This window comes from Alteromonas sp. C1M14 (assembly GCF_018860965.1).
Taxonomy (GTDB): Bacteria; Pseudomonadota; Gammaproteobacteria; order Enterobacterales; family Alteromonadaceae; genus Alteromonas.
Genome location: NZ_JAHKQF010000008.1, coordinates 26,066 through 38,387, shown reverse-complemented (window position 1 = coordinate 38,387; position 12,322 = coordinate 26,066). Strand labels below are relative to the sequence as shown.

The following is a 12,322-nucleotide window of genomic DNA, read 5'->3' as shown; positions in this document are numbered from 1 at the left end:
AACCTACTGGGCGTTCTTAAAATAAGCCGACAATACATCGTTTAAAAACCGATCTGATTGCACACCGAAGCGTTTCGCTAAGTTGGCAAGACGTTCGTTGTTGGGGATCAATATGGTCTGGGCATGCTCCAATCGATATTGATGCACAAAACTGCGAAAATCTCGCTTTTCCAGTAAACGCAAGGCGATGGTGAGCGTTGTCGGCTCTACCTTACATTCTTTTGCAAACGTTTTAAGGGTAAGGCCTGGGGTTTTATAGGCTTCAGAACTCACCATAGTGGCCTGTGCCCGGGCTAGCGCCTCACGCATCACACTCTGTTCCGCTTTTAATTCATCAAGACGATAATAGTCTAGTGGCGACGGCGAGGTGTGTTGAGGACGAATTAACGCCAATAACACCAGTAACATGGCAATGGCTTGTAATAGGTTAATTAACGATTGCCAGAAAATTACGTTGAAAAAGCCGAAGGTGCCGGCGGTTACCAACAGGATGCAGCAAAATGCAGAGCCGACACAAATACCAATGGAGCCACCAACCCAACGTACTTTAAAACGTGCTATTTCTGCCACCTGAGAAGACAGATAACGATGATAATTTTGCACCATTTCGGAGATGAGTATTCCTAAAACCAGCACGCTAAACCCTGCCAGCATAGAGGTTAGATAAACGGCTTTGTGTCCTAAGGGATCGCCGACCGGTGATGTGGCGGCCCAAGACATTCGCTCAGCAACGGGCACAAAAACAATGGCAAGTTGACCAAGCAGAGTAAGCCCCAGGGGCAACCACAACATTAATTTAGAAGGGGGGGGATTATCAATCACCAGTAATTTTACTGCCCGATACAAACACGTAATGATAAGTACTGGAACAAACACCGTAAGGCCGATAAAGCTGGTGCCTTCACCAGTCATACGTATGAATTCGTCGGTAAGAATGAAGGGCCAACATAGTAACGCAGCGAAAACCCAATTAGCAGCATTAATACGTTGTCGTTCGCGGATAAACTGAATCATTAATACAATATAAAAAAGAAACAGAATACCCAACGCGTAATGATGCATCATACGTGTACCTACCTTATCCTTTTAAGCACTGTGACATTACCAATACACATCGCCTTGCATACCCGCATTACGGGTAAGCTCCATCACCCGCATTAACCGTGAAATTTTTTCGTCTATCCACGCAAAAATATCGCTGGTATCGTCAAGCTCTGCTTCTTCCGCTACCCCTCGCAACATCATTAATGCTTTAAGTTCTTCAATACCGGTTAAGAGATCGAGCCAAGGCGCTCTAAAATGATGACGTTCTTCATCAAATAAACTCGCCAATAGAAAACCATTCCATAGGGTTTGACGCAATAAGACTTCAATCGCAATATAATTTTCTGGCGCCATTCCCCGGGCGGAAGGCATGGTTTGCTGAACCGTTTGCCAACCTTGAGATAGCCATCCCTTAGCATGTTCCATAACCGGTATATCATACGCCTTAGAATGGGCGCGCCACGGTTTGGTAGTAATAATCTCTGTTAACAGGATTTTTAATTTATTGGTTTCTTTACTACATAGTAACTCATCGGGCGCATGGGCATGAATAAGGCCGGCTTTTCTGCCCTGAAGGTAGCTGTTTAACGCTGGATAGCGGCTTAAGCACTTATGAAATACACTTTTTTTAGACAGTAAATAACGCAAGCTTTGTAGATCATCTTGCCACAGCCAATGTTGCATATAGCGCATGAGCACTTGGTGTACCGAAAGCATTTGCGGGCATTGTAAAACCGGCAGATACAAGGAGATGGTCTGCATTAACAATCGCGCGCTATTAGCAATCTCTGGCAGCATCTTTATCGAGCCCGTTTCATAAAACTGATGCTCGTGCTTTTGCCAATGTCCCAGTGCATATTGCACCGCTCGACAAAATGCCTCTTCGGTAGTGATGCCTTCTTTTAAAGAAAGGTAGGCATCCATGGGCACCACAACTGGCGATAACCCATTAAGTAACTGATAGCCTTGGGCGGCTTTCGACACATCGCTTAATCGCACCGTAATATGTTCAACAAGTACATTAGCGATGGCAAATAAATCCGTTAATTCACCCTGTTTTAATTCCAGTTCTATTTCGCGGATGGGTGAACTGTTTTTCCCCGTGGTTGCTTCCCCTTCATCGACGACCACCTCGACAAGGGCTTCGCCCCGGCTGACATTAAAGGCGACTCGGGAAAAGTGAGTACTGAACTGACGCTGTAGCGCGCTGTTTATCTGCTCGACTTGCCAATCATCGGGCCAAATATCTGCGGGGAAAAGACGTAAATCGGGCTCTGCACTTTGCAAATCAACATTGTATTCTGCACGCTGATGCAACCCGCCACTGATTTTACCTTGGGTTTTTACTGTCTGTTCATATTGCTCGTTACACCCACGGACTCTAAAGCCCATTTTACGATGCTGGAACTGGTGTTCTGGGGTATCGAAGTAATCGTTTTGCAACCTGATTTCAGGTTCTCGATGCACGGAAAAACCCGCGCGGTCGAGGGCGGGTAGCACGTTTTCCAAAAAAGGCGACAGCGCGCTTTCCCGAGAGACAAATTTTATTTCAATTTCCGACATAATGCGCAAACAGGTCGGTGGGCTAATAAGGCTAACACCATACCTTTGTCTATGTTTTTTCGCAATCTTAGTTCGTTTATGACAAATGAAATTACCGTTTTATATGAACGGAATGGAAAGTTATCTGTCCTATCGTTGGTTGTAAGCTTGCCTTTCAGTGTTACAGCCAATACCATCACAGAGTTTTTTCAATATAACGACGGACGCATTATGTTACGAAAGTGGCTTACGATCACCATGATCGGTCTCTCTTTTCAGGTTTTCGGGCAACAGGAGCCCATCGATGAGTCTCTACAATTAGAGGCCTCTTCTTCTCATTATATTCGCGATGACTTGTTTGTCTTCCTTCATACGGGGCCGGGCAGAAACTATCGTATTCTCGGCTCAATTGAGGCGGGAACGCCAATTACGGTGCTCGATAGGAACACCGAGAGCGAATTTACTCAAGTCAAAGACACCCAAGATAGAACCGGTTGGGTTGAGTCTAAATTTGTCAGTAATACCATGTCTCGCGCAGAACAGCTTCCGATTCTTAGTCAGCGATTAGCGGACAGCGAAGCCAGTGTGCAAGGGCTTCAATCAGAAAACGGCCGTCTTAAACAGCAGTTGAACACCGCTCAGCAGGACGTGTCCCGTTTATCTAAAGAGACAGAGACCCAAACTCGACAAATACAAAAACTTACCAGCCAGCTTGAAGCGCAAAGCAAAGACGAGATGATTAAGTGGTTCACTTGGGGCGGTATTGTCGCTGGAAGTGGCGTATTACTTGGCGTGATCCTGACGTTTTTACCCAGAAAGCGTCGACGCTCTAGCGAGTGGGTATAACCTTTAACACCCAAAAAAAGCGGTGATGAAAAAAAAGCGTGTCTTTCGACACGCTTTTTGTTTGCTATCGATGTTGATGGTTGTGGACCTATTCGTCATCTTCCACTAGCGTCATCAACGAGGTATTCCCGCCTGACGCCGTGGTGTCAATACTAATGGTTTTTTCCGTTACCATACGCTGAATCAGGTTATCGTTATATTCAGCGGTGATCACGGGCAAGATTGCCCCTTCCCGAGAAGATAACATAGCCGTAATCTGCGCTGTGCGTTCGGTGTTGGAATCGACCACCACACCCGCTAAATGTTCATGCATCAACAAATCATTTAAATGACTAAGCCGAGCAACTTGGAACACCCCTTCACTGGCGCCGGTTTTATTGAAGCTTTTCTGAAATGCCAAAGCCTCTTCATAAAACAGATCGGAGACCACTGATACCACCACGTTTCCAGTGGCTAGCGCTGTCACAATCGACAATGTCCAATACTCAAAGGTTACCCCTTTGTCGGCAAAACAAACCATGACGCCTCGGGGTTCAAGGTAAAGCTTATTCGACTCTCCCGTTGGCCCAGGTAATTGTTTAGGCTTAGCCAGTTTCCGTTCAATACTGGTTAGCTGTTGACGTGCCGTGGCCAAGGTACGATTAAGATCGTCGGCCAATTCATCTACAATGTCGACTTTCGCGAGCTTGGCAAGCAACTGCCTTACCATAGAAATGCGATCGTTTAATGCTGTATGACGCCACTGTGTCTCTACTGCAACCCCTTGGTTCATCAAACGATTGGCGGCTTCGGCATCCTGCTTTTCTCCCACCAGCGCCGCATCTAAGTTTTCCACATCATCAACATGTGAAGGTTTAGGGGTCGCTCTTTCTTGCATGAGTCGGCGTAAATAATTCGGCCCACCCGCTTTCGGGCCGGTTCCGGATAAACCTCGACCGCCAAAAGGCTGAACGCCCACTATGGCGCCAATCATATCGCGGTTGATATACACATTACCGGCTCGACTTCTCGCCGCTAATTCATTGGCACGCTCTTCGATGCGAGAATGCACCCCCATGGTCAAACCAAACCCTGTACCGTTGATTTTATCCACCACGTCACTTATTTCTGTACCTTTGAAGCGCACAACATGCACCACAGGGCCAAATACTTCCCGTTCTAACACGCTAATGTCACTAATTTCGTATAACGTAGGAGCAAAGAAGTAGCCATCATCATGGTCATCAGGCACTTGGCATTGATACAACAACGTGCCGTTCTCCTGCATAAATTCTTCGTGATCTTTTAAGCTATTGAAAGCTTTTTCGTCGATGACCGGCCCCACATCGGTGCGCAGGTAGGCGGGATCCCCAATGGCCAGCTCTTTCATTGCGCCAATCAACATTGTGATAAGGTCATCGGCAATATCTTCTTGCACAAACAGCACCCGTAGTGCTGAACAACGCTGTCCTGCACTTTGGAAGCCTGAATGGACCACGTCATCCACCACTTGTTCCGGTAACGCGGTAGAATCAACAATCATGCAGTTTTGACCGCCAGTTTCCGCAATAAGCGGAACCTGCTCGCCACCCCGTTCGGCTAAAAGCTGGGAAATTAACGTACCAGTTTGGGTGGAGCCGGTAAACATCACGGCTTTGATCCGCTCGTCTGGCAATAAGGTGCTACCCACATGCTTACCTGGTGCGATGATCAGTTGTAATGCATCTTCGGGTAAGCCCACGGTATGCATGATTTCAACAGCACGTTTCGCAATTAAACTCGTTTGCTCTGCCGGTTTTGCGACCACCGTATTACCCGTTGCTAAAGCCGCGGCTACCTGCCCCAAGAAGATGGCAAGTGGGAAATTCCATGGGCTGATACACAACACCACACCTCGGGGAACAAAGCGCTGGTCTTCATCTAGCTCTCGGGCGCGTACGGCGTAATAGCGACAAAAATCCACGGCTTCCCGCACTTCGTCAATGCTATCTTGGGTAACCTTACCGGCCTCACGAATACATATGGCAATGAGTTCACCCATGTGACGCTCTAGTGCATAGGCCGTTCGCTCTAAAATATCGGCTCGCTCTTCCACGGAGCGCTTAGACCAAGACGAAAATCCGGTATGGGCTTTCTCCAATGCCCCACGCATATCGTCTATCTCGGCGTAATGATGGTAACCGACGATATCCTGATGATGAGCAGGATTAATAACCGCGGTGGCATCATCGGGTAACTGCTGCTTACTTTTGGTGTAAAACCCCTTCCAGCGGGATAATTCGTGTTGCAATGCATTCACCGCATTCACATCGGTTAGATCGAGCCCTCGTGAGTTTTCACGTTCCGGAGCGTATAGGTTTCGCGGTGTGCTAATTTGCTTGTTGTAGCGCACTTTAAGACGTTGGGTTTTTTCCACCGGATCTTCTAGCAACGCCTCTACGGGCTGCTCGTCATCAACAATGGCATTAACGAAAGAAGAGTTAGCTCCATTTTCTAATAGTCTGCGGACTAAATATGCTAGCAGATCTTCATGTTCGCCCACCGGGGCATAAACACGGCACTGAATTTTATCTTCACTGACTACCTGATCGTATAAGGTATCGCCCATGCCGTGTAAGCATTGGAACTCAAACCCCTCTTTATCGTCTCCGGCCAATTCGATAATGACCGAAGCAGAATAGGCATTGTGCGTGGCAAACTGGGGATAAATCGTGTCGCGGTAATCTAGCAATCGGTTTGCACAGGCATGATAAGACACATCTGTGGAAGATTTACGGGTAAATACCGGAAACCCTTCAACGCCCGATTGCTGGGTCAGTTTAATCTCGGTGTCCCAATAAGCCCCTTTCACCAGGCGAACCATTAAGCTTCGCCCGACTTCAACCGTCAGGGTGCGTAACCATTCGATAACATCCAAAGCCCGTTTTTGATAAGCCTGAACCGCTAAGCCAAAACCGGTCCAACCGTTTAGATCGGGATCACGAAATACCCGCTCGATGATGTCTAATGAAATATCCAAACGGTCGGCTTCTTCTGCATCCACCGTTAGCCCGATATCGTATTCTTTTGCCATCATGCATAGGGCTTTTAGTTTTGGTGGAATTTCTTCTAATACACGTTCAGATTGCAAGAATTCATAACGAGGATGAATGGCTGACAATTTTACGGAAATCCCCGGCGACCTTTTCGGACCACGGTTTGCTGCCGCATTGCCAATAACCTTTATGGCGTCGACATAAGCTTCGTAATAACGCTCTGCATCGGCCATGGTCCGGGCACCTTCGCCTAACATGTCGTAGGAATAGACGTAGCCTTTGGTTTCTTTCTCTTTGGCGCGCTCTACGGCATCACTGATGGTTTCGCCCATAACAAATTGTCTGCCCATCACCCGCATTGCAATGTTCATGGCACGACGAATAACCGGCTCACCTAACCGACCCAATGTTTTCTTCAACAAGCCGAATTGTTCTTGCCTGCGTTTATCGGCGTAGTTCACCATGTTACCGGTGAGCAATAACCCCCACGCAGATGCATTAACAAACATAGAATCGGAATTCCCTAAATGGGGAGTCCACTGCCCTTTAGATAATTTATCGCGGATCAGTTCATCCTGCGTCGCTTTATCGGGAACCCGTAACAAGGCTTCGGCCAAACACATTAGCACCACGCCTTCCGCTGTAGACAGAGAATACTCATTTAGCAGAGCATCTACACCGCCATGACCTTCTTGCTCGCGGCGTATTTGCAATACCATTTTACGCGCCCGTTCCCACGCTCGGCTACGAGCGCGCGGGTTAACTTCCGCGATAGGTAAGATCTGATCAATGGCGGTAGATTCATCGATACGGTAGTGATCACGAATCCGCTGACGAATGGAAGATAGTGTATTGAGATCATCGTGACTGAGCATTGAAACCCTTCTATCGTTTAATGTTTATGGGCAATACCACTTAGTAAAGCAGGTGGTATCTGTTTTCGCCCCTGTAAGGTCTTATATAACGGCTAGACGCTGTAAAGATCAGCGTGTAACCTTAATTTTGGCGGATGCTACCGAAATTTAAACGCGCAAGCGAGACCCTAATAGTAATTCACAGCCCCCATTCTTACGCTGTTTTGTACCGATTTATGTACAATAAAATGTCAATAATATTTGTTTTCTAACACGCCCCATAACAACACAAAGCAGCCTCGGTGAAAAGCCCACTGTGCAGCCATTAAATTGATTAAAAATTGCCTACTATTAATGTAAAAGCGATGCCGCCAGTAGACCCGCCGCAACGGAGTGGGCATAATAGGTCGATGATTAGCAACTAGGTAGCGATTGTGCGGCAGGACAAATGGATAACCCTCATATTGATTGCACTTCTGGGCATGCTGCAATACCGTCTTTGGTTTGGTAAAAATGCCATTCCTGATTACCTAAAATTAAAAGACGAAGTAAAAGCACAATCGGCACAAAATCAAAATCTTGCACAACGAAATAGCCTGCTTAAAGCCGATATTAGTGATTTAAAAATAGGCCTTGAGTCTATTGAAGAGCGGGCGCGCAACGAATTAGGATTGGTAAAACGCGGAGAAACTTTTTACCGTATTATTCCCGCGAACAACGATTAACCTCATGACAGAACCTTCAGTAGTGGCCGTAGTACCGGCGGCGGGTGTCGGCAGTCGAATGCAGGCTGATAGACCCAAACAGTACCTTACCCTAGCCGGTAAAACGATCTTAGAACACACGTTAACAAACTTACACGCTCACAGTGCCATCGACCACATTGTTGTGGCTATAAACAAAGAAGATCCTTGGTTTCCTACCTTGCCCGTGGCAAAAGCCCCTTGGTTAACGGTGGTGGAAGGGGGGAAAGAACGGGCTGACTCGGTGCTTTCTGGATTATCGATATTAGATAGTCATGATTGGGCACTGGTCCATGACGCGGCGCGCCCTTGTCTGCGCCATAGTGATCTCGATACACTGCTTGCCCTTCGCCAGCGCGATGATGTGGTTGGCGGCATATTAGCGACGCCCGTAAGAGATACCATGAAACGGGCTAACGCTGGGTCGCAAAAGATTGCACATACAGAAAGCCGAGAACACCTGTGGCACGCCCTAACGCCTCAGTTATTTCCTGCGGTTTTACTTAAGCAGGCATTGCTAAGTGGCATGAAAAACGGATTAACCATTACTGACGAAGCCTCGGCCATGGAAGCCCAAGGTTATACAGTGGCACTGATTGACAGCCACCCGGGTAATATCAAAATTACCCAGCCAGCCGATCTTTCACTGGCTGAATTTTATCTTAAACAACTCACTCCCCCTAATTGTTGAGAGGCGCGGCATGCGAATAGGACATGGCTTTGATGTACATAAATTTGGTGGTGACGGACCTATTATTGTAGGTGGCGTCGCTATTCCATATTCCCAGGGACTTATCGCCCACTCAGACGGTGATGTGCTGTTACATGCGTTGTGTGACGCCATACTTGGTGCCGCTGCTTTAGGCGACATTGGTAAGCACTTTCCAGATACCGATGCGTCTTTTTCTGGCGCTGACAGCCGTCAATTGTTGCGCCATGTTTTGTCACTGGTAAATGAGCAAGGTTACTGCATAGGCAATGCCGACATGACCATTGTGGCACAAGCGCCAAAAATGGCCCCGCATATTCACACCATGCGCACCTTAATTGCAGAAGATTGCAATTGTGATATCGGTGCCATCAATGTGAAAGCCACCACCACCGAAAAATTGGGCTTTACTGGCCGAAAAGAAGGGATTGCCGCTCATGCAGTGGTACTGCTACAAAAGGTATCCACACCATGCTAAGTACTGATCACTGGCGCTACGCCACATCGCCTCCAACCGCTGTTGGCGTATTTAAGCAAGAGCCCGAAGACTTTGTGGTAACAGAAGATTTAGGCTATTCACTTACCGAGGAAGGTGAGCATCAGTTTATTTGGGTGGAAAAGACCCAGGCCAATACAGCATGGGTAGCGGAACAACTTGCTAAGTTTACCGGCCTTCCTTTGCGAAATGTGTCCTATGCAGGCAGAAAAGACAAATATGCGGTCACCCGACAATGGTTTGGTTTACATGCCCCAGGCAAAGATGATTTTGATTTTTCATCAATGTCCATACCCGGGGTAAAAGTATTGTCGACTCATCGACATAATAAAAAACTACGAACCGGACAGCTTAAGAGCAACCATTTTAGTATTACATTACGGGAAGTGGCCAACAGCCAAGAGCTAATTGACAGATTAACCTATGTTAATGAGCACGGCGCACCTAACTATTTTGGTGATCAGCGTTTTGGACAAGTACGGACGGACGAGCAAGGTCAACGGATGGAAGGAGGTAACCTTCAATTAGGCATGCGAATGATTGAAAAAGAAGTCATTCGTAACCGAAACAAACGCAATATGGCGCTATCAGCATTGCGTAGTTGGCTGTTTAATGAGGTATTAAGCCAACGCATTGAAAAGGGTTGGCTTGACCGGGTAATGCCCGGAGATGCATTGATGTTGTCTGGCTCACACAGCTTTTTTATTAACACCGATAACGATTCAAGCTTTTTAGAGCGGTACGTACAACGGGACCTGTCGCCCACAGCACCGCTCTGGGGCGTCGGTGTGCCGCCCACGCTTCACGATGCCCTTGCCTTAGAACAAACGGTTGCCACTCGCTATCCTCAGTTGGTGCACTTTCTGGAAGAAACAGGCATGAAGCAAGAAAGGCGTCCAGTAAAAATCTGGCCACAACAACTTGAATGGCAACACAAGGGTGATACAGTGATCCTTTCGTTCAGTTTACCCGCCGGTTGCTATGCCACAACTGTTTTGCGTGAGTGTGTGACGCTGTTATAAGCTGCGGATCCTACCCATGTACAACCTACTACTTAGCTAATAAGGAACAAGACATGCGAATTTTGTTGAGTAACGACGACAGCGTATTCGCCAAGGGCATTACCGTACTGCATAAAACACTGGCACAAGTCCATGATGTAACGGTTATCGCTCCTGACAGAAATTGCAGTGGTGCCAGTAATGCCCTGTCTTTGCATAATCCTCTTCGGATCCAACAACTCGACAACGGCTTCTATTCGGTAAACGGCACGCCATCTGACTGCGTGCATTTAGGGGTAAACTGTTTTTTAGATGAAGATCCCGAACTGGTTGTATCTGGCATTAATCACGGGGCTAATCTTGGCGATGACGTGATTTACTCCGGTACGGTAGCCGCAGCAACAGAGGGCCGTTACATGGGGTTACCTGCCATTGCGGTGTCGCTAACCAGTCATGAAGGCAAGCACTTTGATACCGCCGCCAGAGTAGTACTTGAGGTTATTCGTAAGCTTCAGGCACACCCATTACCCTCGAATCAAATTTTAAATATCAATGTACCTGATGTGCCCTACGACGAGTTAACAGGCATCAAGGTAACCCGACAAGGAAAACGCCACCGCGCTGAAGGCATGGTAAAGGATACCGACGCCTTTGGACGGGAAATATATTGGTATGGACCATCAGGTGCAGAACAAGAAGCCGGGCCCGGCACCGATTTTCACGCCATCGCCCATGGCTATTGCTCAGTGACGCCTCTTAGCGTCGATATGACTGCACAAAATAGCCTTGCCAGTATGGAAGACTGGTTAAATAAAAGTATTTCATAATAATCAGACAGGAACAGACTCACTGCGATGAAAACAACAAGAAAAGGCGAAAAACTCGCCGAACTGCTTTTCAGTGAAGGGATTAGGGATCAAAAAGTACTGATGGCCATAGCAGCCACACCCCGAGATTTGTTTCTCCCTGATGCTCTTAAGCACAAGGCTTATCAAAATACGGCGCTACCTATTGGCCAAGGACAAACTATTTCTCAACCTTATATAGTGGCGAAGATGACCGAGTTGCTACTAAAGGCAGAAAATCAACCGCAAAAGATCCTGGAGATCGGTACGGGCTCTGGTTATCAAACCGCCGTTTTGGCTAAGCTTTTTGGTCATGTTTTTAGTGTAGAAAGAATTAAAACCTTACAATTTCAGGCTAAACGCCGAATGAATCAGCTGAATTTACACAACATATCCATGAAGCATGGTGATGGCTGGAAAGGTTGGCTTAGCAAAGGCCCTTACGACGCCATTCTGGTTACCGCAGCGGCGAGTCAATTACCCCATGATCTGTGTGATCAACTTAAAGAAGGTGGACGCCTCATCATTCCCGTAGGCAGTGAACAGCAAAATCTATTATGCATTGATCGCATCAACGGCAAACTTGAAACCAATACCATTGAAGCCGTACGCTTTGTACCGCTAATTGCAGGAGACTTGCAGTGAAGTTATTTCAGTCGTGTTATGACCTTGCATTACGTTGGGCAAAACACCGTCATGCCGGCAGGTATTTGGTTGGGCTTAGTTTTGCAGAATCCATGTTCTTTCCCATCCCACCAGATGTCATGCTAGCGCCTATGTCTATGTCTCAGCCTCATCGGGCATGGCGATATGCTGCCCTTACCACTCTGGCTTCGGTGTTAGGCGGGATTGGCGGGTACGTATTAGGCTATTTTGCCTTTGATGTATGGTTAGAGCCCATTATTCTTTCTGCCGGTTATGGAGAGAAACTAGACACCACCATGAGCTGGTTTGAACAATATGGCATTTGGGTTGTATTTTTAGCTGGCTTTTCACCTATTCCGTATAAAATATTTACCATCAGTGCCGGTATACTCAGTATGGCCTTTGCGCCATTTATTATTGCCTCAGCCATTGGACGAGGCGCTAGATTTTTTCTGGTTGCCGGACTCATGCGATGGGGAGGAGCCGCAATGGAAGCCAAATTGCGGGATTACGTTGAAATATTAGGTTGGGCAACTGTCGTTATCGCCGTTATTGCTTATTTACTATTACATTGATGGAGGGG

The 12,322-nt window shown here is 47.2% G+C and carries 11 protein-coding genes; 8 read left to right on the top strand and 3 right to left on the bottom strand.

From position 1 onward, the window contains the following. Window positions 1-3 precede the first annotated feature (3 nt). On the bottom strand, window positions 4-1,065 hold the full coding sequence (locus KO501_RS04825; RefSeq protein WP_216028517.1) for a DNA mismatch repair protein: 1,062 nt from the start codon (window positions 1,063-1,065) through the stop codon (window positions 4-6). A gap of 36 nt (window positions 1,066-1,101) precedes the next feature. After that, window positions 1,102-2,607 (bottom strand): CYTH domain-containing protein, encoded by a 1,506-nt coding sequence (locus tag KO501_RS04820; RefSeq protein WP_216028516.1) that lies wholly within the window; start codon window positions 2,605-2,607, stop codon window positions 1,102-1,104. Between the two features lie 78 nt (window positions 2,608-2,685). Between KO501_RS04820 and KO501_RS04815 the strand changes: the two genes are divergently transcribed. Continuing rightward, complete coding sequence (locus KO501_RS04815; RefSeq protein WP_252728178.1) at window positions 2,686-3,432, top strand: TIGR04211 family SH3 domain-containing protein; 747 nt, start codon at window positions 2,686-2,688, stop codon at window positions 3,430-3,432. Between the two features lie 88 nt (window positions 3,433-3,520). Here the strand turns inward: KO501_RS04815 and putA are convergent, their stop codons facing one another. Further along, a complete protein-coding gene (gene putA / locus KO501_RS04810; protein WP_216028515.1) occupies window positions 3,521-7,321 on the bottom strand; it encodes a bifunctional proline dehydrogenase/L-glutamate gamma-semialdehyde dehydrogenase PutA in 3,801 nt (1,266 codons plus the stop codon). A 413-nt stretch (window positions 7,322-7,734) separates the two neighbouring features. On the opposite strand from putA, the gene ftsB reads away from it, so the two are divergent. From ftsB to KO501_RS04775, 7 genes are read left to right on the top strand one after another with little or no spacing between them, the layout of a single operon-like run. Further along, window positions 7,735-8,025, top strand: a complete 291-nt coding sequence (ftsB, locus tag KO501_RS04805; RefSeq protein ID WP_216028514.1) for a cell division protein FtsB — start codon at window positions 7,735-7,737, stop codon at window positions 8,023-8,025. Between the two features lie 4 nt (window positions 8,026-8,029). Beyond that, the gene (gene ispD / locus KO501_RS04800; RefSeq protein ID WP_216028513.1) at window positions 8,030-8,734 is read left to right on the top strand and encodes a 2-C-methyl-D-erythritol 4-phosphate cytidylyltransferase; all 705 of its coding nucleotides are present in this window, start codon (window positions 8,030-8,032) and stop codon (window positions 8,732-8,734) included. 10 nt (window positions 8,735-8,744) lie between these two features. Beyond that, the gene (gene ispF / locus KO501_RS04795) at window positions 8,745-9,230 is read left to right on the top strand and encodes a 2-C-methyl-D-erythritol 2,4-cyclodiphosphate synthase (protein WP_216028512.1); all 486 of its coding nucleotides are present in this window, start codon (window positions 8,745-8,747) and stop codon (window positions 9,228-9,230) included. Next, window positions 9,224-10,270: a tRNA pseudouridine(13) synthase TruD gene (gene truD / locus KO501_RS04790; RefSeq protein ID WP_216028511.1), complete on the top strand. Its 1,047-nt coding sequence runs from the start codon at window positions 9,224-9,226 to the stop codon at window positions 10,268-10,270. Before ispF ends, truD begins: the two co-directional genes overlap by 7 nt. 53 nt (window positions 10,271-10,323) lie before the next feature. Next, window positions 10,324-11,076 carry a 5'/3'-nucleotidase SurE gene (gene surE / locus KO501_RS04785; protein ID WP_216028510.1) on the top strand — a complete coding sequence of 251 codons (753 nt, stop codon included), beginning with the start codon at window positions 10,324-10,326 and terminating at the stop codon, window positions 11,074-11,076. Window positions 11,077-11,103: 27 nt separating this feature from the next. Beyond that, entirely contained in the window at window positions 11,104-11,739 is a 636-nt protein-coding gene (locus KO501_RS04780; protein WP_216028509.1) for a protein-L-isoaspartate(D-aspartate) O-methyltransferase, read from the top strand. Continuing rightward, window positions 11,736-12,314: a YqaA family protein gene (locus KO501_RS04775; protein ID WP_216028508.1), complete on the top strand. Its 579-nt coding sequence runs from the start codon at window positions 11,736-11,738 to the stop codon at window positions 12,312-12,314. Before KO501_RS04780 ends, KO501_RS04775 begins: the two co-directional genes overlap by 4 nt. Window positions 12,315-12,322: the final 8 nt, after the last annotated feature.

Coding starts and splice junctions, on each gene's coding strand:
- KO501_RS04825 (WP_216028517.1), bottom strand. CDS start 1,065: ATGATGCATCATTACGCGTTGGGTATTCTGTTTCTTTTTTATATTGTA.
- KO501_RS04820 (WP_216028516.1), bottom strand. CDS start 2,607: ATGTCGGAAATTGAAATAAAATTTGTCTCTCGGGAAAGCGCGCTGTCG.
- KO501_RS04815 (WP_252728178.1), top strand. CDS start 2,686: ATGACAAATGAAATTACCGTTTTATATGAACGGAATGGAAAGTTATCT.
- putA (WP_216028515.1), bottom strand. CDS start 7,321: ATGCTCAGTCACGATGATCTCAATACACTATCTTCCATTCGTCAGCGG.
- ispD (WP_216028513.1), top strand. CDS start 8,030: ATGACAGAACCTTCAGTAGTGGCCGTAGTACCGGCGGCGGGTGTCGGC.
- ispF (WP_216028512.1), top strand. CDS start 8,745: ATGCGAATAGGACATGGCTTTGATGTACATAAATTTGGTGGTGACGGA.
- truD (WP_216028511.1), top strand. CDS start 9,224: ATGCTAAGTACTGATCACTGGCGCTACGCCACATCGCCTCCAACCGCT.
- surE (WP_216028510.1), top strand. CDS start 10,324: ATGCGAATTTTGTTGAGTAACGACGACAGCGTATTCGCCAAGGGCATT.
- KO501_RS04780 (WP_216028509.1), top strand. CDS start 11,104: ATGAAAACAACAAGAAAAGGCGAAAAACTCGCCGAACTGCTTTTCAGT.